Below are 22,112 nucleotides of genomic sequence, written 5' to 3'. Positions count from 1 at the left end.
GCGGCCGACCGACCCCCGGCCGCCCGGGCGGGGGCCCGAAGGAGGAGCCACCCGTGCCGAAAGGTGTCACCAACCGCCGTCCCCGCACCCGCGCGGCCCTGTTGCGGGCGGCCCTGGAGACCTTCGCCGAGCACGGCTTCCACGCGGTGTCGATCGAGCAGATCTGCGAGCGCGCCGGGTTCACGCGCGGCGCGTACTACTCGAACTTCGCCAGCAAGGAAGAGCTCTTCCTGGCCCTCTTCGACGAGCACGGCGAACGGATCGTGCACCGGCTCGCCGAGTCCATCGACGCGCTCGCGCCGGAGGAGTACACCCTGGAGCGGCTGGCCGAACTCGCCGCGCGGGTCGAGCCGGACGAGCGCGACTGGTACCTGGTCAGCATGGAGTTCACCCTGCACGCCATCCGCGACGCCGAGGCGGCCCGGGCGCTCGCCCGTCACGAGGCCCGGCTGCGCGCCGAACTCGCCCGCGGCCTGGAGCTGGTCCTCGGCCGCGCGGGCCGCGAACTCACCGTGGACGCCGACCGCTTCGCCCGCCTGATCGTGGCCCTGCGCGAGGGCGGACTCGCCCAGAGCTACGTCGAACCGGGCGAGCTGCCGCCGGGCAGCCTCGAACGCGACTTCCTGGCCCCGCTGTTGGAGGCGGCCACCCGCCCGGTGCTGTCGGCTCCGCCGACCCCGCCGGCCCCGACGGCTCCGGCGACTTCGTAAGCCCCTGGGCGTCAGTCGAAGAGGTCCGGGTCCGAGGCCGTGATCTGGTCCCACAGCGGACGGGCCTGGAACCATCCCGCCAGTGGCGTGCCGATCTGGCCGCGGGTGAGCAGCGCCGTCTCGCGGTCGATGAGCTGCGGGGTCCCCGCGGCCATCGCCAACAGCTGGGCCTGGCAGGAGCGTTCCATCGTGACGAACCACCAGACCGCCTCGGCGACCGACTGGCCGACCGTGAGCAGACCGTGGTTCTTGAGGATCACGGCCTTGTACGCGCCGAGCGCCTTGGCGACGCGCTCGCCCTCCTCCAGCTCGTTGACGACGCCGCGGTAGTCGTCGTAGATCCCGTGGTCCTCGAAGAACGCGCAGGCGTCCTGGGTGATGGGGTCGAGCGGTACGCCCAGGCTGGAGAACGCCTTGCCGTGCAGGGAGTGCGAGTGCGCGGCGGCGATCGCGTCGGGCCGGGCCGCGTGCACCTTGGAGTGGATGACGAAGGCGGCCCGGTTGACCGGGCGCCGGCCGTCGAGCACCCGGCCGTCGTGGTCGACGCGGATGAGGTCGGACGCCTTGATCTGGTTGAAGCTCATGCCGAACGGGTTGACCCAGAAGGTTTCCGGGGCCTCCGGGTCGCGCACCGTGATGTGTCCGGCGACACCCTCGGAGAAGCCGAACCGGCCGAAGATCCGGAAGCCGGCGGCCAGTTGCTCCTTGCGGTACTGCCGCTCCTCCTCGACCGAGTCGAAGCGCGGCGGCAGCGGCAGCGTGACGCCCTCCGGCAGCGGGCCGACGGCGGCGGCGAGGGCGGGCGGCAGGGTGCTCATGGGGGCCTCCGGCGGCATCGGGTGTGCGGGCGCGCCAAAAGATACAGAGGTGTATCCGTTACGACAATGACCTCACCGCTCAGGCGGGGGGTGGGCCCGAAGCAGGAGAAAGCGCTTACCGGCGCGGCGCCTGCTGATAGAACGCTAATGACACGGCGCTCATCGGCAGACAGGGGAGAACACAACGTGCCCAGCAGCGATACCCGCGACCCCCGCGAAACCCGCACCACCCGTGACGCCGTGGACGTCCTCGTCTACACCCGCACCGCCGGCTACCGTCACGACTCCATCCCCGCCGGCGCCGCCGCCCTCGCCGAACTCGCCCGCGCCGCCGGCCTCGCCGCCGAGGCCACCGAGGACCCCGCCGCCTTCACGCCCGGCCGGCTGGCCCGCTGCGCCGCCGTCGTCCTGCTCTCCACCACCGGCACGGTGCTCACCGACGCGGGCCGGGCGGCGTTCGAGGCGTACGTACGGGGCGGGGGCGGCGTCCTCGCCGTGCACGCGGCGGCCAACGCCGAACCCGACTGGCCCTTCTACGGCGAGCTGCTCGGCACCCGCTTCGACGGCCACCCCGAGCTGCAGCCCGGCACCGTCCGCGTGGACGACCACGGCCACCCGGCGACGGCCGCGCTGCCGGCGCGCTGGGAGTGCACCGACGAGTGGTACGACTTCACCGCCAATCCGCGGTCCACCGGCGCGCACGTCCTCGCCCGCGCCGACGAGACCAGCTACCGCGGCGGCACCATGGGCGCCGACCACCCCCTGGTGTGGTGCCGGGAGGCCGTGCCCGGCCGGGGCCGGGTGCTGTTCACCGCGCTCGGCCACAGCTCGGAGTCGTACGCCGATCCCGCCTTCCGCGCCCACCTCGACGGCGCCCTGCGCTGGGTGGCCCGCCGCGCGTGAGGCGAGTGCCGGTCACTCCGCCGTCCCGCCCCGATTGCGGCCGGGCCCGGTCCGCGAGACGTTGACCGTGGGGGAGATCGCGCGCGAGGGGCTCCAGGCCACGAGGAGACGACATGGGCATCGCCACCGTGAATCCGGCGACCGGCGAGACGCTGCGCACGTACGAGGCCCACGGGCCCGCGGAGGTCGAGCGGCGGATCGGCGCCGCCCACGAGGCGTACCGCCAGTACCGCACCACCTCCTTCGCCGAGCGCGCCCGGCTGATGCGCGCCGCCGCGGAGCTGCTCGACGAGGACGCCGAGGACATCGCTCGCACCATGACCACCGAGATGGGCAAGCCGATCGTCGCGGCCCGCGCCGAGGCGGCCAAGTGCGCCAAGGCCATGCGCTGGTACGCGGAGAACGCGGAGGCGCTGCTGGCCGACGAGCAGCCGGCCGAGCGCGACGTCCGGGACTCGGGCGCCGACCTGGCGCGGGTGCACTACCGGCCGCTCGGCCCGATCCTCGCCGTCATGCCGTGGAACTTCCCGCTCTGGCAGGTGATCCGGTTCGCCGCGCCGGCGCTGATGGCCGGCAACACAGGCCTCCTCAAGCACGCCTCCAACGTGCCGCGGACCGCCCTCTACCTCGGCGACCTCTTCCGTCGCGCCGGCTTCCCCGAGGGCTGCTTCCAGACCCTGCTGATCGGCTCCGGCGCCGTCGAGGAGGTGCTGCGCGACCCCCGCGTCGCGGCCGCCACCCTCACCGGCAGCGAACCGGCCGGCCGCTCCGTCGCCGCCATCGCGGGGGACGAGGTGAAGAAGACGGTCCTGGAGCTCGGCGGCAGCGACCCGTACATCGTGATGCCCTCGGCCGACCTGCCCCGGGCCGTCAAGACCGCCGTCACCGCCCGCGTGCAGAACAACGGCCAGTCCTGCATCGCCGCCAAGCGGTTCATCATCCACGAGGCCGTCTACGACGACTTCGCCGAGCGTTTCACCGCCGCCATGAACGCCCTCACCGTCGGCGACCCGCTCGACGAGGACACCGACGTCGGCCCGCTCGCCACCGAACAGGGCCGCGTCGACCTGGAGGCCCTCGTCGACGACGCCGTCTCCGTGGGCGCGACCGTGCTGTGCGGCGGCGGCCGCCCGGACGGATTCCCGCGCGGCTGGTTCTACCAGCCGACCGTCCTCACCGGCATCACCCCGGCCATGCGCATCCACCGCGAGGAGGCCTTCGGCCCGGTCGCCACCCTCTATCCGGTCGCCGACATCGAGGAGGCCGTTGCCGTCGCCAACGACTCGCCCTTCGGGCTCAGTTCGAACGTCTGGACCCGGAACGACGAGGACATCGCCTTCTTCGTCCGGGACCTGGAGGCGGGCGGCGTCTTCGTCAACGGCATGACCGCCTCCCACCCCGCGCTGCCGTTCGGCGGCGTGAAGCGCTCGGGATACGGGCGCGAGCTGTCCGGGCACGGCATCCGCGAGTTCTGCAACGCGACCACGGTCTGGCAGCGGGCCTGAGCCATCGCCCCCGACCGCCGAATCGGGCCTGAGCCCCCATCCCCGACCGCTGAATTCGGTTGCGGCGGGAGCGGCAGGCCCGATGAGCCGGCCCCATGGACAGGGCCATGGGCGAGGCCGGGGTCAGGACCGGGACCGGCTCCGGGGAGCTCCGGCGGCCGGCGGCGGCGTGGCGGCGGGCGGCGGTGCCCGGCGCGCTGATGCCGGCCGCCTTCACCCTCAACACCGCCGAGAACCTGCCGATCGGGCCCTGCTGCTCACCGGCGCCGCCCTCGGACCCGTCTTCATGGCCACCCAGCACGCCATGCTCCACTGCGCCCCCGGCCGCACGGACTTCGCCCTGGCCGCCAACTCCGGGGCCCACAACGCCGGCATCGCCGCCGGAGCCGCGCTCGGCGGCCTGATCCTGCCGCACGCCGGCGTGCGGGCGACGTTTCTCGCCGGCGGACTTCTGACGTTCGCGGCCTGTGCCGTACTGCTGTCGGGCCGGACCGTTCGCGTTCCGGACGGGTAGCGGTTCAGCTCCGCGTCCATGCCAGAAGCCGCTCCGCCGGCCAGGTGTTGATCACGCGCTCCGCCGGCACTCCGCACTCCTCCGCCCGCGCACAGCCCAGGATCTGCCACCCCAGCTGGCCCGGCGCGTGCGCGTCCGTGTCGATCGCGAAGTACACGCCTGCCGCCACCGCCTCGCGCAGCAGCCGGCGGGGCGGATCGAGGCGCTCCGGACGGCTGTTGATCTCGACCGCCGTGCCGGACTCCGCGCAGGCCGCGAAGACCCGTTCGGCGTCGAACTCCGACTCGGGGCGCAGCCGGCCGCCGCTGACCAGGCGGCCGGTGCAGTGGCCGAGGACGTCCATCAGCGGGTTGCGCACCGCGCGCTCCATCCGCCGGGTCATCGCCCGGGAGTCCATCCGGAGCTTGGAGTGCACCGAGCCCACCACCACGTCGAGGCGGTCGAGGAGTTCCGGTTCCTGGTCCAGCGAACCGTCCTCCAGGATGTCGCACTCGATGCCGGTGAGCAGCCGGAACGGCGCCCACTGCTCGTTCAGCCGGGCCACCACGTCGAGTTGCTCGCGCAGCCGGTCGGGCGACAGGCCGCGCGCCACCTTCAGACTGGGCGAATGGTCCGTCAGAACGGTCCACTCGTGGCCGATCCGGGCCGCGGTGCCGCCCATGTCCTCGATGGTGCTGCCGCCGTCCGACCAGTCCGAGTGCATGTGGCAGTCGCCGCGCAGCGCGGCCCGCAGCGTCCCGCCGCCCGCCGCCTCCGGGACCGGGATCTCCTTCTCCAGGTGCTCCAGGTACTCGGGCACCCGCCCGGCCAGCGCCTCGTGCACCACGGCCGCCGTCTTCGGGCCGATCCCCTTGACGGACTCCAGGGTGCCGGCGGCCGCGCGCCGCGCCACCTCGTCGGGGCCCAGGGCCGTCAGCGCCGCCGAGGCCGTACGGAAGGCGCGGGCCCGGTACGTGGGTGCCTGCGCGCGCTCCAGGAGGAACGCGATCCGGTCCAGGGCCGCCACCGGGTCCATCGGCCGCACCGTCCTTCGCTCAGTCCGCCACGACGGGGACACCGTCGGCGGGGCCGTTCGACGGCGCGGGGCCGATCTCGCACCACACCGCCTTGCCCTCGCCGCGCGGCTCCACGCCCCACCGTGCGGCGATCGCGTCCATCAGGAGCAGCCCGCGCCCCGACGTCGCCGCCTCGCCCGGGGTACGCCGGCGCGGCCAGGCGCTCGACCGGTCCTGCACCGAGAGCCGCACCCGGCGCACCGGCTCCGGCAGCACCTCCAGGGTGAGGACGGCGCCGCCCTCGGTGTGCAGCAGCACGTTGACCAGCAGCTCGCCGGTCAACAGCTCGGCGTCGTCCGCGAGTTCGGGCATGCCCCAGTCGACGAGCGCCTGCCCCACGGCCGCCCGGGCGTCCGACAGGCCCTGCGGATCGGCCTGGTGGATGTACTGGTGGATGCGCGGCGCGCGGGGCGTCCCCGGGTCGGGTGTGCGGCGCAGCACGAGCAGTGCCACGTCGTCGCCCGAACCCCAGCGCTCCCACAGCCGTTCGGAGAGGTGGTCCGCGAGCGCCTCCGCCTGCGGCGGGCCGCTGCTCACCGCCTCCGCCAGCGCCGCGAGACCCGTCTCGATGTCCGTGCCCGGCTGTTCGACGAGGCCGTCCGTGCACAGCACCAGCGTCTCGCCCGGCACCAGGTCCAGCCGGGTCTCCGGGAACTCCTCCTCCCCGAAGACCGTCGCGAGCCCCAGCGGCAGCCCGCCGCGCAGCTTCGGCCGGCCCACCCGTCCGTCCGTGTGCCGGATCAGCGGCCCCAGATGCCCCGCCCGCACCCCGCGCACCGTGCCGCCGGCCAGGTCCACCTGCGCGTACGTGCAGGTCGCGAAGCGATTGGTGTCCAGCTCGGCGAGGAAACGGGAGGCCCGGGCGAGCACCGTCGACGGGGCGTGGCCCTCGCCCGCGTACGCCCGCAGCGCGATCCGCAGCTGGCCCATGATCGCGGCGGCGTGCGTGTCATGACCTTGCACGTCGCCGACGACGACCCCGACCCGCCCGCGCGGCAGCGGGATCACGTCGTACCAGTCGCCGCCGACCTGCCGCCCGCTCCACGCCGCGTGATAACGCACCGCGATCTCGCCGCCCTTGATCTGCGGGATCCGGCGCGGCAGCATCGTCGCCTGCAGGCCGGTCGCCAGCTCCCGCTCCTCGTCGAAGAGGATCGCCCGCTGCAGCGACTGCGCCACGATCGCCGCCAGACCGAGCAGCAGGTTGCGCTCGTCGGACTTGAACGAGCTGGGCCGCCGGTAGAACAGCACCATCCCGCCCAGCGCCCGGGCCTGCGCGATCAGCGGCAGATAGCAGGCCGACCGGAACGGCATCCGGAGCACGTACGGGGCCAGCTCGGGGAAGTCCCGGCCCAGGTCCTGAAACGAGGAAACGAAGCGCGGCCGTCCGCTCAGCACCGCCTCCGCGAGCGGCAGCCCCCGGTCCAGGCGGCGGCTGCGGAAGTCGTCGAGGACCTCGAGGGTCTCGCCGCTGAGCGCGATGAGGTTCAGCGAGCCGTTCTCCACCAGACCGAGGACCAGACCGTCGGCGCCGAGCCGGGCGAGCCCGCCGGGGCCGGTCAGCGAGGCCGTCACGTCGTCCACGGTCACCGCCCGCGACAGCGCGTGCGTCGTCCGCTCCACGATGCTCGTCTGCACCTCGCGGCGCTTCTCCAGGTCCATCACGAAGGCCGAGTGCGTCACCTCGGCCGTCGCGTCCCGTGCGATCCCCACGATCCGGTGCGCCCGCCCGTCGTCCCGGCGCAGGATCCGGGCCTGGATGTGCGTCCATTGGGGTGTCCCGTCGGCCGCCTCGATCCGCACGTGTGCCGAGTACGAGTTCTCGCCGCCGGTGATCGCGTGCCGCACCACGCCTTCAAGCCGGACCCGCTCCTGCGGGTCGAGACCGCGGATGAGGGTCGCGGGCCGCCCGTCGAACTCGTCCTGGGCAAGGCCGAAGACCAGCAGGCCCGCGTCGTCGACATCGATGGTGCCGGTGTCGAGGTCCCAGTCGAAGCTGCCGGTGCGGTTCATGGCGAGGCGCTCGGCCGGCCTGATCTCGCCGCCGTGCGCGCTCAGCTCGTCATCGGTCATCCTCCCCATTGTCGAACCGGCACCCCCCGTACGCCATGGCGGCGACACGCCCACCCGGGCGGATTCGGCAGAATGGCCCGGTCCAGCCGTCCCCGCCCTGCCGTATCCCCGGACCCGCTCGGGCGCCCGGCGCGGACGTCCGCGAAGCCGCCCCCGGCGACCCCGGCTCCGCGCCCTGCTCGCCGCGCTCGCGCATCGGCAACTCGGTAGCTCGTAGGAGGAGTTGCGCGAAACCGCCTCGAGGGCGGTCCCGTCGCCGACGGTGACCGAGGGTCTGCGCAACGTGACCGGTTGGGCCCTCGGCGCGGCTCGGCGCCGTACCGACGTGCGGGACCGGGACCCGGCCACGAGAATGGCGAGTGCCTGCAGAAGCGTGCGGAACACGAGGAGGCGGCATGAGCGGAGAAGCCGACAAGACGTCCAAGACGCTCAGGGGGGACAGCCCGACACCCGACGCGCTGCTCCACGCCGGGTCCGAGGGCGAGTTCACGGCCGAGGACCTGATCCTGGCCTCCGGGCGTGACGTGAACAAGAAGAGCCTTGCCTGGGCGGAGCGCCGCATGGCGGAGAAGGGGGCCCGCGCCTGCATGGACGAACTCCTCCCCTGACACTCCTGACGTCCCTGTCATCCCTCTCATCCCGGACAACCCTGGGAGTCGCCCAGCGGGGCGGAAGGGCCCGTACGCCATCGGCCGGTGCGCGGGCCTTCCGCATTTTTGGAACACGTTCTACCGTGGCCGCCGCACGCCTCGAGCCCGAGCCACGGGAGACGCCATGCACCTCGAGTACACGCCCGCCCAGCACCGCCTGCGCGCCGAGCTGCGGGCCTACTTCGCCGAGCTCGTCCCCGAGGACGTCCACGCCCGGTACGCCGACCCCGCCGCCCAGAAGCGCTTCTACCGCGAGACCGTGCGCCGCCTCGGCACCGACGGCTGGCTGGGCGTCGGCTGGCCGACCGAGTACGGCGGCCGCGGGCTCACGCCCATGGAGCAGTTCATCTTCTTCGACGAGGCCGCCCAGGCCGGCGTACCGCTGCCGCTGATGGCGCTCAACACCGTCGGCCCGACGATCATGCAGTTCGGCACCGACGAGCAGAAGGCGTACTTCCTGCCCCGGATCCTCTCCGGCGAGATCGACTTCGCGATCGGCTACAGCGAGCCGGACGCCGGCACCGACCTGGCCGCGCTGAAGACCCGCGCGGTCCGCGAGGGCGACGAGACCACCGGGCACTACCTGGTCAACGGGCAGAAGATCTGGACCACCAACGGCGACACCGCCGACTGGGTCTGGCTCGCCGTCCGCACGGACCCCGCCGCACCGCCGCACAAGGGCATCACCATGCTGCTCGTGCCGACCAGCGACCCCGGCTACTCCTGCACCCTCATCAACACCCTCGCCTCCCACGACACCACCGCGAGCTACTACGAGAACATCCGCGTGCCCTGCTCCCGCCGGGTCGGCGACGAGAACAAGGGCTGGCGGCTGATCACCAACCAGCTCAACCACGAGCGCGTCACCCTCGCCGCCCACGGCACCATGGCCATCCGCGCCCTGCACGACGTGCAGCGCTGGGCCGCCGACACCAAGCTCGCCGACGGCCGCCGGGTCCTCGACCTCGGCTGGGTCCGCCGCACCCTGGCCCGCACCCACGCCCGCCTCGACGCGATGAAGCTGCTCAACTGGCAGATGGTGAACGCCGTCCAGCACGGCACCCTCACCCCGCAGGACGCCTCCGCCGTCAAGGTGTACGGCTCCGAGGCCCGCCGCGACGCCTACGCCTCGCTCATGGAGGTCACCGGCTCCTCCGGCGCGCTGAAGGAGGGCTCGGCCGGCGCGGTCCTGCACGGCGAACTGGAACGCGGCTACCGCTCCGCCGTCATCTTCACCTTCGGTGGCGGCAACAACGAGATCCAGCGCGAGATCATCTCCTGGATCGGCCTGGGCATGCCCCGCGTCCGCCGCTGACCGGCCGATCGCCGCCTGCTCCGGCGGCGGGGGCGGCGGTGGCGGGGCGGCGGCGGGCCGAATGGCGGGGCCCGAGGGGCGGACTTAGCCTGCTCGAAGGTGTCGTAGGTCCCCCCGCGCGCCCGTGCGCCCCTGCTGGGAAGGGTTGAGTGCCGTGACCGTCGAGAAGGACGAGCCGGAAGCCGCTCTGGAGCCCCGTGTCGGCCCCGTTCCCCAAGGGGACCCGGAGTTCCACCCGTACCACCACCCCGCCGCCGGCTGGGGCGCGGCGAAGAGCGTGACCCGGTTCATGCTGCGCGAAGGCGCCCTGCCCTTGGACGGGCCCCGGGCGATCATGAAGATGAACCACGAGAACACCGGGTTCGACTGTCCGGGCTGCGCCTGGCCGGACGACACCAAGGGTCTCCATCTGGACATCTGCGAGAACGGCATCAAGCACGTCACCTGGGAGATGACCAGGAAGCGGGTCGGCCGGGAGTTCTTCGCCGCGCACACGGTGACCGAGCTGGCCGAGTGGAGCGACTACGACCTCGAGGACCAGGGCCGGCTGACCGAGCCGATGGTCTACGAGCCGGACTCGGACCGCTATGTCCCGATCAGCTGGAAGGACGCCTTCGAGCTGGTCGGCCGCACCCTGCGCGAGCTGGAGAACCCGAACGAGGCGTCGTTCTACACCTCGGGCCGGCTCGGCAACGAGGCGACCTTCCTGTACCAGCTGATGGCCCGCGAGCTGGGCACCAACAACCTGCCGGACTGCTCCAACATGTGCCACGAGGCCAGCGGCCGGGCCCTGCAGGCATCGTTGGGCACGGGCAAGGGGACGGTCGACCTCAAGGACTGGGAGACCGCCGACGCGCTGTTCATCTTCGGCGTCAACGCCGCGTCCAACGCGCCCCGGATGCTGACCGCGCTCGCGGAGGCGTACCACCGCGGCGCGCGGATCGTGCACGTCAACCCGCTGATCGAGGCGGCGGCCACGCGCGCCATCATCCCGCACGACTTCCGCGACATGGCCACCCTCCACTCGACGAAGACCAGCACGCTGAACCTGCAGCCACGCATCGGCGGCGACATGGCGCTGCTGCGCGGGATGGCCAAGGCGATCATGGAGCAGTCGGTCACCGACCCGAAGGCGCTGGACCAGGAGTTCATCGAGCGCCACACCCATGGCTTCGACGAGTACCGCGCGCTGTGCGAGGGCACGTCGTGGGAGGAGATCGAGCACCAGTCGGGACTCAGCCGCGAGGACGTGCTCAAGGCGGCCCGTACGTACGCGGAGGCCGACCGCAGCATCGTCAGCTGGTGTCTGGGGCTCACCCAGCACGAGCACGGCGTGGACACCGTCCGCGAGATCGTCAACCTGCTGCTGCTCCGCGGCAACCTGGGACGCGAAGGGGCGGGCCCCTCTCCCGTACGCGGCCACAGCAACGTCCAGGGCAACCGGACGTGCGGGATCGACCACCGGCCCAGCCCCGAGTTCCTGGACCGGCTGGCCCGGGTCTGCCGGATCGACCCGCCGCGTGAGCACGGCCTGGACACGGTCGGCACCATCAAGGCGATGCGGGACGGCGCCGTCAAGGTGTTCGTCGGCATGGGCGGCAACTTCGCGCTCGCGGCGCCGGACTCCCCGGTCACGTACGCGGCGCTGCGGAACTGCGAGCTGACCGTGCAGGTGAGCACGAAGCTGAACCGCAGTCACATCGTGCACGGGCGGCAGGCGTTGATCCTGCCGTGCCTCGGCCGCACCGAGAAGGACCACCAGCGCAAGGGCGTCCAGAGCACCTCGGTCGAGGACTCGATGAGCATGGTGCACCTGTCGGTCGGCATGAAGCGGCCCGCCTCGCCGCACCTGCTGTCCGAGCCGGCGATCGTCGCGGGCATGGCCCGGGCGGCGCTGCCGGACAGCGAGACGCCGTGGGAGTGGTACATCGAGGACTACGACCGGATCCGCGACACCATGGCCAAAGCACTCGACGGCTTCGAGGACTTCAACCGGCGGGTGCGGCTGCCGCTGGGCTTCCGGATCAAGCAGCCGGCCCGGGAGCTGGTGTTCCTCACCCCCTCGGGGAAGGCCGAGTTCTCGACCGCGCGGCTGCCCGACGTGGTGCCGGAGCCGGGCACGCTGGCGCTGGGCACGATGCGTTCGCACGACCAGTGGAACACCACGATCTACTCGGACAACGACCGCTATCGCGGCATCAGGAACCTGCGCACCCTGGTCTTCATGAACCGTGCCGACATGCGCGAGCGCGGTATCGAGGACATGGCGCCCGTCGACATCACGAGCACGGCCAGGGACGGCGGACAGCGCCGTCTCCACGGCTATCTCGCGGTCCCGTACGACATTCCGCGGGGTTGTGCGGCGGGCTACATGCCCGAGATGAACGTGCTCTGCGCGCTGGGCGACTACAGCACGCAGAGCGACCAGCCGATCATGAAGCATCTGAAGGTGACCATCAGCCCGGCCGCCTGAGCCGACGCCCTTCGAGCGGCTCGTACCCGAGGTCAGCGCCCCCGTACGAGCCGCTCCAGCAGGAGGTACGCGCGTTGCTCCGCGGCGGCCAGTTCGGTGGGATCGATCTCCGCGGGCCAGAGTTCGCCCGCCGCCGCGTCGTCGGCCTCGCGCAGCTCCACCACGGCGGCCGCCAGGCGCGTCTGGGCGTGCGGGAAGGACGTCTCGTCGCGGTCCGCCAGCGCCCGCTCGGCCCGCCCGGACGCCTCGGTGCACGCCGTCAGCGCGCGCTTCGCCCGCAGCGCCGCCCGGTCGTGCACCACCACGAGCGCGCAGAGCAGCGCGACGGCGATGCCGAGGAGGCTGCTCAGGGCCCGGTCCTCGACGAGGGTCCCGGCCGGCGCGGGCGCGGCGAGGTCGCTGAGCAGCAGCGCCAGCGGAGTGAGGAAGACGACGCCGAGTCCGTAGTTGCGGGCCACGACGTACTCCAGCAGGAACTCCAGGAGCACGACCACGAGGACCAGCACCAGCGGGCCGGGGTGCGTGGCCAGGATGCCGAGCGCGAGGACCAGGCCGGCGATCGTGCCCAGGGTGCGCTGCACGGCCCGCTGCGCCGCCGTGCGCACATTGACCGAGTGCAGCACGGCCGCGGCCGAGATCGCCGCCCAATAGCCGTGGCCGAGTCCCAGAGCGAGGGCCGCCCCGCCCGCCAGGCCGGTGCCGAGGACCATCCGCAGGGCGGGCACCAGAAGGACCGTCGTGCGTCCGTGGGCATGGCCCGCGAGGAGTTCCGCCGCACGCAGTTCGTCGGCGGGGCGGGCGGGTGCCGGATCGGGGCCCTTGCCGGAGGGCGCGCTGCCGCGCCCGGCCGCGGACGCCTGCGACAGCTCGGGCAGCTCCCGCTGCCCGGCCCGGCGGCTCACCAGCAGGCGGACCTGGAGGCGCAGCTGCCCCGCCAGGCCGGTGGGGTCGGCCGGAGGGCGGCGGGCCGAGCCGATGAGCAGCGACCAGGAGAGATCGGTCAGACGGACGCAGGTGTCGCCCTGGCCGCCCCGCTCGGCGGCCGCGGGAGGGAGCAGGCCGAGTGTCCGGTACGCCTGCAGCACGGCAGCGGTCGCCCGGTGCCGGGCGAGCCCGTGGCCCTCGCCCGCGCCGATCGCCTCCAGCAGGTCCGCGAGCTCGCGGAGCGCGGCGGCGACGGCGAGGCGCTGCGGGCGGTCCGGATGCACGAGCCGGCCGGACACGCCGAGCAGCCAGGCCACGGTCGCGCCCACCGCGGCCAGGCCCGTGTGCGGCAGGACGTCGGACGGGTCCGGTGAGCCGTTCGCCGCGACGGCGAAGGAGAACAGCAGCAGGACGGCCCCGAGGCCGCTCAGACGGGCCGCGTCGCAGGCGAACTTGGCGGCCCCGGCCACCAGGGCCGTCGCCGTGACGACCAGCGCGGCGCCCGCTCCTCCGTCCTGGGGCCGAGCCCAGGCGCCGAGCGCGGAACCGCCGGCGACGCAGGCCGTCATCGCCACGGCTACCAGGGCGAGCACGCGGGCCCGCACCCCGTACGGCAGGTTGCGGCCGAACGTGGTGGTGAAGGAGCCCAGCATGGCGTAGACGGCCGCGTCGGCCCGGCCGGCCAGGGCGAGCGGCACCGCCGGCAAGGCCATCGCCGCTGCCGCGCGCAGGGCGAAGGACAGGGCGCCGTCGACGCTCTGCAGGGCGAGCGCGCCCCGAGGCGAGAGCGCGCGCCGCATGCGGGCGGCCGAACGGCGCCGGGCGGGCCCGGTCACCGCGGCGAGCGGACGGCGCAAACGGGACATAGCCGGTGTATACCACCCGTGTGCCGTGCCTGGCGGGCCGTCAGCATGCGCCCACCCCCTCCGCTTCGCCGTCGCGAAGAGCTGGTGCTTCCGGATCGGCACCTCGTGCTTCGGGCCCTCGGCCAGGCGCTCGCAGGCGGCGAACACGTCCGCGCGGTGCGGGCAGGAGACGGCCGCGACCACGGCGACGTCGCCGACGGCGAGCGGCCCGGTGCGGTGCACGGCGGCGAGCGCGCGGACCGCGAAGGCCGCGGCGGTCCTCGCGGCCACCCGGCGGAGCCCGTCCGCCGCACCGGCGCCGTACTCCGGAGCGGTCACCGGCCGGCCGCCGTCGCGGTCGCGCCCGGCGCCGACGAGGCAGCGGCCTTCGCGGCCGCCCGGTGGCGGATGATGCCGGTGGTCTCCATGGCGGCGTCTCCGGTGGTCACGGTGCGGGCGTCTCCAGCACCTCGACGGCGGTTCCGGCGGTGATGCCGCCGGGCGGGACGACGGCGAGGCCGTCGGCGAACGCCAGACCGCGCAGCATCGCCGGTCCGTCGAACGGGAACGGCTCCACCGCGTGCGCCTGGCGGCGCACCGGCAGCAGCCGGCTCGTGGTCGCGGCCCGGGAGCCGGGCTCGGTGATGGCGCGCGCCCTCACGGAGGTCGCGCGCCGTACCGACGCGGCCGCCGCGCTGGAGCGGTTGCCCGGGACTGAGCCGGACGCACAGTGTGGCGCCGGACGCCGACCGGTGCTTTGCTGAGGGTGAGGAGGGGTCCCCTTCCGAGAGGACGCGGAGAAGCGGCTTCGAGCCGTGCACCGCACAATCAGGATCCGCGAGAAGCGGATGGGCCCCTCCTCCTCCTTTGCGCCCCGCTCTCCGCCTTGCCCTGTCCGGTCCGGCTCAGCGGCCGTGGTCGGCCGCGTACGCCGCGAAGACGCCCGCCGGGGCCTCGCCCGTACGCAGGAAACGCGCGTCGAGCACAGTGGCCAGGTCGTCCAGGGCCGTCCGCAGCGCCGCCCCGGAGACCCGGACGTCCGGGTGGCGGGCCCGGGCGGCCTGGTCGGCCAGGTCGGTGGCGTAGGTCAGCTGGGCGGGCAGCGCGATGTGCTCCTCGCCGTCGTAGAAGTAGTACGACTCGGCGTACTGCAGGAAGTCGACCGTGACGATCGAGACGGCCGAGGCGAGGGCGTCGAGCAGGGCGGCGCTGCCGTCGGTGTCCAGGGCCCGGCCGGTGGCGCGGCTGCGGCGCAGATGGGACAGGCGCAGGGCCAGCGCCCGGCGCCGGGCGAGGGCCGGGTAGACGCCCAGGATCCAGGCGACGGTCGCGGACAGCAGGGCGAAGCCCACCAGGGCCTCCATCGGGGCGAGCACGCGCAGCCAGCCCGAGGTCGGCACGATGTCGCCGAGGCCCAGGGTGGCCAGGGTGACGAGAGAGACGTACAGCGCGTCGAGCGGACCCGCGTGCGAGCCGGGAGCGAGCCCGGCGGCGTACGAGAAGTCGTCCGGCATGTGCGGCCAGTACATCAGGGCGCAGCCGACGGCGACGATGAGCGCCCAGATGGCGACCACGATCATCATGCCGGTCGGGCCCGCGAGACCGGCCGGCCGCAGGCGATCCCCGCGCCGGGACGACAGCCGCCACACGGACCGCATCACCAGCCGGCTGAGCCCGCCGTGCCTGGTCGGGTGCCAGAGCGTGTGGAAGACGTCGCGCAGCACGAACAGCACCAGGGCCGCCCCCACCAGCGACAGCGCCCACGTCATCCCGCCACGCTCCTTCCTCGGCCCCGCGCCTCAGCCCGGCTCGCCACGTCCGGCGCCGGTCCGGCTCCCCATCCGGTGGCGTACGACGCTGGCCAGGGCCGTGAGGCGAGCCGACACCTCCGGCGCCGGGGCCACCGGGTCCTCGATGCGCCGGGCCTCCTCCGGCAGGGCGGCGAGATCCGCCTCGAAGCGGGCGCGGGCCGCCGCCAGGGTGTCGGGCGGCCCGGTGCGCAGCCCGCCGCTCATCACGGTCGCGAGCAGCGGCTCGGTGCCCCCGGGCGGCTCCTCGTTCGCCAGACCGATCACGTCCCGCGCGCCCGGCCCGCGGAAGACCTGCTTCGGGCCGGGCGCCGTCGCCTTCGCCGCCGAAAGCTTCATGACCGGCCGCCCGTCGTACTCGACGAGCTTGTACGCCGCGTCCAGATACGGTGCGTCGGCGGCGGTGCCGACCTTCGTCCCCACGGCGTACGCGTCGACCGGCGCCCCGTCCCGTACCAGCCGGTCGACGGCGTACTCGTCCAGACCGCCGCTCGCGATGATCCGTACGTCCCCGAGCCCCGCCGCGTCCAGCGCGGCCCGCGCCCGGCGGGCCTGCGCGCCGAGGTCCCCGCTGTCGAGACGGATCGCGCACCCCGGCCCGAGCCCCAGGTCGGACAGCACGCGCGCCGCGGTCGCCACCCCGCGGTCCGTGTCGTAGGTGTCGACCAGGAAGGTCACCGGCCCCGGATGGGTGCGGGCGAAGGCACGGAACGCCGTCTCCTCGGAGGGGAAGCTCTCCACGTACGAGTGCGCCATGGTGCCGGCCGCCGGGATGCCGTAGCGGTGGGCGGCGGCGACGTTGCTGGTGCCCGCGAAGCCGACCAGGGCACCGAGCCGCGCCGCCTGCATGCCGGCCTCGGCCCCGTGCGCGCGCCGCAGGGAGAAGTCGACGAGCGGGCGCCCGGCGCCGGCGAGCACGCACCGGGCCGCCTTGGAGGCCACCGCCGTCTGGTGGCAGACCAGGGAGAGCAGGTACGTCTCCACCAGCTGCGCCTGCGGCAGCGGCGCGGTCACCTCCAGGAGCGGCTCACCGGCGAGGACCAGGCGTCCCTCGGGCACCGCGCGGACCTGCCCCTCGAAAGAGAGGCCGCGCAGCGGTTCGAGGTCCTCGACGGGCCGGCGCAGCACGTCGGCGAACTCCTGCACGTCGGCGCGGCCCACCCGGAAACGCGAGAGGTAGTCGAGGGCCGGTTCGAGCCCTGCGGCGACGAGGAATCCGCGGCCCGGCGGCAGCTCCCGCACGAACAGGCTGAAGGTGGCCGGCGCGCGCATGTCCTCCCGCAGGTACGAGAGCGCCATCGTGACCTCGTACAGGTCGGTGGTCGTGACCTGGGACATGCTTCGATCATGCGCGGCCGGCCGGCACCCCGCACGGGGACGGGTCGACCTCGGCTTCGCGGAGGCCGCGCGGGCCGGGCGGTTCCTCGGCTTTCTCACCACCCGGGTCTGGGCGCGGCCGGCCGACTCGCCCGCGCTCGCGGGCCGTCCGGAGGCCCGGTGCCGGTCGGTCGAGGAGGTTTGGCAGACTGACGCGGTTCGATCATGAACAGGTCACGTGAAGGATCGCGTGAACGGATCACCCGCCGAGCCGTCGAGGAGCGCGCCGTTGAGCGTCACCATCTCAGGACAGATAGACATCGCGGGCCCGGTGGGCAAGCTGCTCCACCGGCGCCCGCTGCAGAACGGCACCGTCATGCAGTCGTTCGCCTTCGACCCCGTCACCGCCGACGTCTACACCCTCCAGATCATGGACGGCGGCATCCTGCTGCCCGGTGAGACCACCGCTCCCGACTGGGCCACCCGGCTGAGCAACGGCGACCTGTGCCTGACCCGGCTCAGCCCGGCCGGCGCGATCCTCGGCCACATGTACCTGCGCGGCTTCGGACACGGCGTCAACCTCGGCGTGGAGAACCGCGCCGGGGCCGTGTGGCTGTGGACCGAGACGGCCTCCACGCAGAACAGCAAGAACGAGGGCTTCGGCACCGCCGTCACCAGCTTCTCGTACGCGGACGGCGACGTCGTCGACTACAACACCCCGCGGCACACCCAGCCGTACACCCCCGACACCGCCGCCCGGTGGGTCACCCCCACCATCGACCACGGCGCGAACGAGCTCGTGCTCCGCTTCGGGCTCGGCGGCGCCACCTGCTACGAGCGCTACGACCTCGCGCAGGCGGCCGCCGGGGTGTGGCAGCCGCTCCAGCGGATCACCCCCGTGCTGCCGCCCGAGGGCGTCGACTTCCAGGGGTACACGTCCCACGCCGGCGTCCTCTACACCCTCCAGGGCCAGTCCCTGGCCAAGGTCCCGCTGCCCGGCAACACGTACGTCACCGCCTTCGAGTGGGCCACCGGCAACCAGCTCGACCGGCAGTTCGTCACCGCCGCGCCCGGCCTCGAGTGGCGCGAGCCGGAGGGCATGGCGGTCGCCGTCCGCGACGGCGTCCCGCACCTCCACTTCGGCTACGCGTGCGAGGACCCCGGCCCGCGCACCTGCACCATCCTGTCGCTGTCCGGGGCACCCGAGACCGACGGCGTGAAGGTCCTCACCGACTGGCAGCCGATCACCCTCGCCACCGGCGTGACGCCCTATCAGAACACCCCGAAGGCACGCCTGATCAGCCTCGCCGGCAGCACCGTGCTCCAGCTCTCCGGCGGGGTCGCGGGCCCCTTCACCGCCGACACCGTCCTCGGCACCCTGCCCGACGCGCTCACCCCGAGCATCACCGCCCGCGCCACCGTGCCCCGCGACAACGCGGCCGGCGGCCCCGCCGTCGCCCGCGTCGAGATCGGCAGCGACCGCGCGGTGCGGCTGTACGGCGGACGCACCACGAATCCGATCGCCTGGGCGCAGCTCGACAACTTCAGCGCCGTCTGGCGCTGACCCGAAACCTCCCTCGTCCCTGCCAAGGAGCCGAACACCCATGTCCCACAACCGCCGCAGCGTCCTCGGCGCGACCCTCGCCCTGCCCGCCGCCCTCACCGCGGGCGGCCTCGCCGCCGCCACCCCGGCGGCCGCCGTGACCGGCACCGTCGACGCCGGTGCCTGGACGGCGCTCGTCCTGGAGCCCGGGATCACCCCGAGCGCCGGCGCCACGCCCGAGGTCCGCCTGGTCACCATCGCCGGCACCGTCTTCCTCCAGGCCCGCGGCCTCGTCACCTGCAGCCTGACCGCCGACGCCAAGATCGGCCGGCTGCCCGACGGCTTCGCCCTCCCCACCGGCTACGTCCGCGCCGCCGTGCCCCGCAACAACAGCCAGGGCATCAACGCCTGCCGCTTCGAGATCAACCCGACCGGCTCGGTCAGCGTCTTCGGCGCCAACACGAGCAGCCCGATCACCTGGGTCCAGTTCGACTCCGTGCAGACGATCTGGCGCTGACCGTTCCGGCCCGCGGCCGCCCCGCCTAGCCTGAAGCCATGGCATCCGGCTCTCTGGCGCCACCCGACCCCGACCCCGGGCTCTTCGGCCCCCGGTCCGTCACCTGGCAGCTCCACGGCGACCCCGTCATGTGGATCGGCGGGGTGCGCGCCCTGTACCTGCAGGCGCTGCACCCCGTCGCCGTCCGCGGAGTCATGATCAACAGCGACTTCCGGCGGGACGCCTGGGGCCGGCTGATGCGCACCGCGAGCTTCGTCGGCACCCTCACCTACGGCACCACCGAGGCCGCCGAGGCCGCGGGCGCCCGGGTGCGGAAGATCCACCGGCTGCTCGGAGTCGACGACCCCGAGCTGCTGCTCTGGGTGCACTGCGCCGAGATCGACTCGTACCTCCACGTCGTCCGCCGCTCCGGCATCCCGCTCACCGACGCCCAGGCCGACCGCTACGTCGACGAACAGCGCACCTCCGCACGGCTCGTCGGCCTCGACCCCGGCGCCGTGCCCGGCAGCACCGCCGCCCTCGCCCGCTACTTCGAGGACATCCGGCCCCGGCTCGCCGCCGGGGAGGACGCCCGCACCGTCGACGACTTCCTGCGCAGACCCCCGGTCGCCCCGGCGCTGCGCCCCGCGCGGGAGGTGATCTGGCGGCGCGTGGCCGCCCTCGCGTACGACTCACTGCCCCCGTATGCCCACGAGCTGTACGGCCGGCCCGCGCCGCCGCCCGCGACCGTCACCCGACGGCTGACCGCCACGGCGAACCTGCTGCGCTGCGTGCCCGGCCGGCTGCGCTGGCGGCTGCCCCCCAGGCACATCCTGCGTGCCATGGACCGGCTCGGACCCGACACCCGGCCCATGCCGTACAGTCTGCGCAGCGCGGCCGCCATACTGGACGAGCCGGGGAGGGAGCCGCACGGCAACAGGGCAAACGGGGGCGACAGCACGCGATGGCGGACACGGACACCAGGCTGATCCAGGGCCGGTACCGGCTGCACGAGGTGATCGGCCGCGGCGGCATGGGCGAGGTCTGGCGGGCCACCGACGAATCGCTAGGCCGGCGCGTCGCCGTCAAGTGCCTGCGGCCGCTGGGCCAGCAGCGCGACCCCGCCAACCTCGCCGTGCTCCGCGAACGCTTCCGCCGCGAGGCCCGCGTCGCCGCCGCGCTCCAGCACCGCGGCATCACCGTCGTGCACGACTTCGGCGAGTCCGACGGCGTGCTCTTCCTCGTCATGGAACTCCTCGACGGGCGCAACCTGAGCCAGCTCCTCAACGACAACGGCAAGCGGCCGCTGCCCGTCGGCGACGTCGTCGAGATCGCCGAACAGGTCGCCGACGCCCTCGCCTACACCCACCGCCAGGGCGTCATCCACCGCGACCTCAAGCCCGCCAACATCGTGCGGCTCGGCGACGGCACGGTGAAGATCTGCGACTTCGGCATCGCCCGCCTCGGCGCCGACATCGGCTTCACCTCCCGGCTCACCGGCACCGGCATCGCCATGGGCACCCCGCACTACATGTCGCCGGAGCAGATCGGCGGCGGTGAGGAGGTCGACCACCGCAGCGACCTCTACTCGCTGGGCTGCGTGCTCTACGAGATGGCCACCGGCGCCCCGCCGTTCGACATGGACGACACCTGGGCCATCCTCATCGGCCACCGCGACACCACGCCCGCGCCGCTGCGCAGCCACCGCCCCGAACTGCCCGGCTACCTCGACCTGGCCGTGCTCGACCTGCTCGCCAAGTCCCCCGAGGGCCGCCCGTCCGACGCCGCGGAACTGCGCGAACGGCTCACCTCCGGCCGGCACAGCGGCGCCTGGAGCCTCACGCCCCCGGCGCCGCCCGCCCTGCCCGGCTGGGCCCGCGCCATGGGCACCGGCCGCACCGCCGTCACCACCCTCGCCGGCCGGGCGGCCCCCACGCACGACCCGGCCACCGCCCTCACCGGCGCCTGGACCCGCGCCCTCGCGCCGACACCGGAAACGGCGCCCGCCGCCGACGGCCCGGCAGCCGGCGAGCTCGTCGCCGTGCTCGCCGGACGGCACCGGGCCGGGCTCGGCCTGGGCCGCCTCGGCCGCTGGGCGGAGGCCGCGGACCTGCTGCGCACGGTCGTCCGGGACCGGACGCACGTCCTCGGCGCCGACCATCCCGACACCCTCGCCAGCGGCTACGAACTCGGCTTCGCCCTCGCCCGGCTCGGCCGGCCCTCCGAGGCCCTCAGCCGCTTCGCCGCGGTCGCCGAGGGCCGCGCCCGCACCCTCGGCGCCGACCACGCCGACACCCTCGCGGCCCGCCAGGAGACCGCGTACGTGCTCGGCGGCCTCGGCCGGCACGCCGAGGCCCACTCGGTGTACGAGGCCGTGCTCGCCGCCCGCGAACGCACCATGGGTGCCGACCACCCGGACACCCTGCGCTGCCGGCACAACCTGGCCTGCACCCTCGGCCGGATCGGCCGCGTCACCGAGGCGTACGCGACCGCCCGCGAGATCGCCGACGCCCGCACCCGGCTGCTCGGCGCCGACCACCCCGACACCCTCGCCACCCGCCACGAGATCGGCCACGCCCTCGGCCGGCTCGGCCGCTGGTCCGACGCCCTCACCCAGTACCGCGAGGTCGCCGAGGCCCGCCGCGCCGTCCTCGGCCCCGACCATCCCGACACCCTCGCCGCCCGCTACGAGACCGGTATCTGCCTCGGCCGCCTCGGCCGAGCCGACGAGGCCGCCACGCTCTACCGCGACCTCGCCGCCGCCCGCGCCCGCGTCGACGGCGCCGACCACCCCGAGACCCTGCGCGCCCGCCACGGCCTGGGCGTCAACCTGGGCCGCCTCGGCCAGTGGGACGAGGCCCTGACCGAGTCGCGCGCGGTCCTCGACGCCCGCACCCACGTCCTCGGCCCCGACCACCCCGACACCCTCGCGAGCCGCCGCGAGACGGCTATCGCCCTGGGCCGGCTGGGCCGTTGGCCCGAGGCCCTCGACCAGTACCGCCACGTGACCGGGGCCCGCACCCGCCTCCTCGGCCCGGACCACCCGGACACCCGCGCGGCCCGCGCCGACGAGAGCTACTGCCGGGAACGGCTGGCGGGCGCGTAGCCAGGGCGGACGTACCGTCAGGGCCGTACGCCTCGCGCACGCCACCTGGTGGGATCC

General features: G+C 74.1%; 17 protein-coding genes and 1 pseudogene. 11 read left to right on the top strand and 7 right to left on the bottom strand.

Going from position 1 to position 22,112, the window contains the following annotated elements:
- Positions 1-53 precede the first annotated feature (53 nt).
- The gene (locus tag ACIRSU_RS02275) at positions 54-710 is read left to right on the top strand and encodes a TetR/AcrR family transcriptional regulator (RefSeq protein WP_403788294.1); all 657 of its coding nucleotides are present in this window, start codon (positions 54-56) and stop codon (positions 708-710) included.
- Between the two features lie 11 nt (positions 711-721).
- Here ACIRSU_RS02275 and ACIRSU_RS02270 read toward each other — a convergent pair whose 3' ends face one another.
- Entirely contained in the window at positions 722-1,528 is an 807-nt protein-coding gene (locus tag ACIRSU_RS02270) for a class II aldolase/adducin family protein (protein WP_403788292.1), read from the bottom strand.
- 186 nt (positions 1,529-1,714) lie between these two features.
- On the opposite strand from ACIRSU_RS02270, the gene ACIRSU_RS02265 reads away from it, so the two are divergent.
- From ACIRSU_RS02265 to ACIRSU_RS02255, 3 genes and pseudogenes are all read left to right on the top strand, one after another.
- Positions 1,715-2,431, top strand: coding sequence for a ThuA domain-containing protein (locus ACIRSU_RS02265; RefSeq protein WP_403788290.1), 717 nt, complete (start codon positions 1,715-1,717; stop codon positions 2,429-2,431).
- A gap of 113 nt (positions 2,432-2,544) precedes the next feature.
- The gene (locus tag ACIRSU_RS02260; RefSeq protein WP_403788288.1) at positions 2,545-3,936 is read left to right on the top strand and encodes an NADP-dependent succinic semialdehyde dehydrogenase; all 1,392 of its coding nucleotides are present in this window, start codon (positions 2,545-2,547) and stop codon (positions 3,934-3,936) included.
- Between the two features lie 250 nt (positions 3,937-4,186).
- Positions 4,187-4,450 (top strand): annotated as a pseudogene (locus ACIRSU_RS02255) (MFS transporter); the annotation flags it as partial.
- Positions 4,451-4,454: 4 nt separating this feature from the next.
- Here ACIRSU_RS02255 and ACIRSU_RS02250 read toward each other — a convergent pair.
- Together ACIRSU_RS02250 and ACIRSU_RS02245 are read right to left on the bottom strand one after the other, a co-directional pair.
- Positions 4,455-5,465, bottom strand: coding sequence for a PHP domain-containing protein (locus ACIRSU_RS02250; protein WP_403788286.1), 1,011 nt, complete (start codon positions 5,463-5,465; stop codon positions 4,455-4,457).
- A 19-nt stretch (positions 5,466-5,484) separates the two neighbouring features.
- On the bottom strand, positions 5,485-7,578 hold the full coding sequence (locus tag ACIRSU_RS02245) for a SpoIIE family protein phosphatase (protein ID WP_403788284.1): 2,094 nt from the start codon (positions 7,576-7,578) through the stop codon (positions 5,485-5,487).
- A gap of 395 nt (positions 7,579-7,973) precedes the next feature.
- Between ACIRSU_RS02245 and ACIRSU_RS02240 the strand changes: the two genes are divergently transcribed.
- The 3 genes from ACIRSU_RS02240 to ACIRSU_RS02230 all read left to right on the top strand — a co-directional run bounded on the left by ACIRSU_RS02240 (position 7,974) and on the right by ACIRSU_RS02230 (position 12,016).
- Entirely contained in the window at positions 7,974-8,186 is a 213-nt protein-coding gene (locus ACIRSU_RS02240; RefSeq protein WP_403788282.1) for a hypothetical protein, read from the top strand.
- Positions 8,187-8,352: 166 nt separating this feature from the next.
- The gene (locus ACIRSU_RS02235; protein WP_403788280.1) at positions 8,353-9,543 is read left to right on the top strand and encodes an acyl-CoA dehydrogenase family protein; all 1,191 of its coding nucleotides are present in this window, start codon (positions 8,353-8,355) and stop codon (positions 9,541-9,543) included.
- A gap of 154 nt (positions 9,544-9,697) precedes the next feature.
- Positions 9,698-12,016 (top strand): FdhF/YdeP family oxidoreductase, encoded by a 2,319-nt coding sequence (locus ACIRSU_RS02230; RefSeq protein WP_403788278.1) that lies wholly within the window; start codon positions 9,698-9,700, stop codon positions 12,014-12,016.
- 32 nt (positions 12,017-12,048) lie between these two features.
- Here the strand turns inward: ACIRSU_RS02230 and ACIRSU_RS02225 are convergent, their stop codons facing one another.
- The 4 genes from ACIRSU_RS02225 to ACIRSU_RS02210 form a co-directional block, all read right to left on the bottom strand.
- Positions 12,049-14,124 (bottom strand): FUSC family protein, encoded by a 2,076-nt coding sequence (locus ACIRSU_RS02225; protein ID WP_403788276.1) that lies wholly within the window; start codon positions 14,122-14,124, stop codon positions 12,049-12,051.
- 106 nt (positions 14,125-14,230) lie between these two features.
- The gene (locus ACIRSU_RS02220) at positions 14,231-14,446 is read right to left on the bottom strand and encodes a hypothetical protein (RefSeq protein WP_403788274.1); all 216 of its coding nucleotides are present in this window, start codon (positions 14,444-14,446) and stop codon (positions 14,231-14,233) included.
- Positions 14,447-14,690: 244 nt separating this feature from the next.
- Positions 14,691-15,554, bottom strand: a complete 864-nt coding sequence (locus tag ACIRSU_RS02215; protein ID WP_403788272.1) for a potassium channel family protein — start codon at positions 15,552-15,554, stop codon at positions 14,691-14,693.
- Positions 15,555-15,584: 30 nt separating this feature from the next.
- Positions 15,585-16,931 (bottom strand): nicotinate phosphoribosyltransferase, encoded by a 1,347-nt coding sequence (locus ACIRSU_RS02210; protein ID WP_403788270.1) that lies wholly within the window; start codon positions 16,929-16,931, stop codon positions 15,585-15,587.
- Between the two features lie 268 nt (positions 16,932-17,199).
- Between ACIRSU_RS02210 and ACIRSU_RS02205 the strand changes: the two genes are divergently transcribed.
- The 4 genes from ACIRSU_RS02205 to ACIRSU_RS02190 are packed head-to-tail and all read left to right on the top strand — an operon-like array spanning position 17,200 to position 22,055.
- Positions 17,200-18,474, top strand: a complete 1,275-nt coding sequence (locus tag ACIRSU_RS02205) for a hypothetical protein (RefSeq protein WP_403788268.1) — start codon at positions 17,200-17,202, stop codon at positions 18,472-18,474.
- 40 nt (positions 18,475-18,514) lie between these two features.
- Positions 18,515-18,970, top strand: a complete 456-nt coding sequence (locus ACIRSU_RS02200) for a hypothetical protein (RefSeq protein ID WP_403788266.1) — start codon at positions 18,515-18,517, stop codon at positions 18,968-18,970.
- 38 nt (positions 18,971-19,008) lie between these two features.
- Complete coding sequence (locus ACIRSU_RS02195; RefSeq protein ID WP_403788264.1) at positions 19,009-19,938, top strand: oxygenase MpaB family protein; 930 nt, start codon at positions 19,009-19,011, stop codon at positions 19,936-19,938.
- Positions 19,914-22,055: a tetratricopeptide repeat protein gene (locus tag ACIRSU_RS02190; RefSeq protein ID WP_403788262.1), complete on the top strand. Its 2,142-nt coding sequence runs from the start codon at positions 19,914-19,916 to the stop codon at positions 22,053-22,055. The genes ACIRSU_RS02195 and ACIRSU_RS02190 overlap by 25 nt, the downstream gene beginning before the upstream one ends.
- The last annotated feature ends 57 nt before the right edge of the window (positions 22,056-22,112 follow it).

This window comes from Streptomyces sp. NPDC101160, from assembly GCF_044768205.1.
Taxonomy (GTDB): Bacteria; Actinomycetota; Actinomycetes; order Streptomycetales; family Streptomycetaceae; genus Streptomyces.
This window is presented reverse-complemented; position numbering and strand designations above follow the sequence as displayed.

Coding starts and splice junctions, on each gene's coding strand:
- ACIRSU_RS02245 (WP_403788284.1), bottom strand. CDS start 7,578: ATGACCGATGACGAGCTGAGCGCGCACGGCGGCGAGATCAGGCCGGCC.
- ACIRSU_RS02210 (WP_403788270.1), bottom strand. CDS start 16,931: ATGTCCCAGGTCACGACCACCGACCTGTACGAGGTCACGATGGCGCTC.
- ACIRSU_RS02215 (WP_403788272.1), bottom strand. CDS start 15,554: ATGACGTGGGCGCTGTCGCTGGTGGGGGCGGCCCTGGTGCTGTTCGTG.
- ACIRSU_RS02235 (WP_403788280.1), top strand. CDS start 8,353: ATGCACCTCGAGTACACGCCCGCCCAGCACCGCCTGCGCGCCGAGCTG.
- ACIRSU_RS02195 (WP_403788264.1), top strand. CDS start 19,009: ATGGCATCCGGCTCTCTGGCGCCACCCGACCCCGACCCCGGGCTCTTC.
- ACIRSU_RS02250 (WP_403788286.1), bottom strand. CDS start 5,465: ATGGACCCGGTGGCGGCCCTGGACCGGATCGCGTTCCTCCTGGAGCGC.
- ACIRSU_RS02270 (WP_403788292.1), bottom strand. CDS start 1,528: ATGAGCACCCTGCCGCCCGCCCTCGCCGCCGCCGTCGGCCCGCTGCCG.
- ACIRSU_RS02200 (WP_403788266.1), top strand. CDS start 18,515: ATGTCCCACAACCGCCGCAGCGTCCTCGGCGCGACCCTCGCCCTGCCC.
- ACIRSU_RS02260 (WP_403788288.1), top strand. CDS start 2,545: ATGGGCATCGCCACCGTGAATCCGGCGACCGGCGAGACGCTGCGCACG.
- ACIRSU_RS02190 (WP_403788262.1), top strand. CDS start 19,914: ATGGCGGACACGGACACCAGGCTGATCCAGGGCCGGTACCGGCTGCAC.
- ACIRSU_RS02240 (WP_403788282.1), top strand. CDS start 7,974: ATGAGCGGAGAAGCCGACAAGACGTCCAAGACGCTCAGGGGGGACAGC.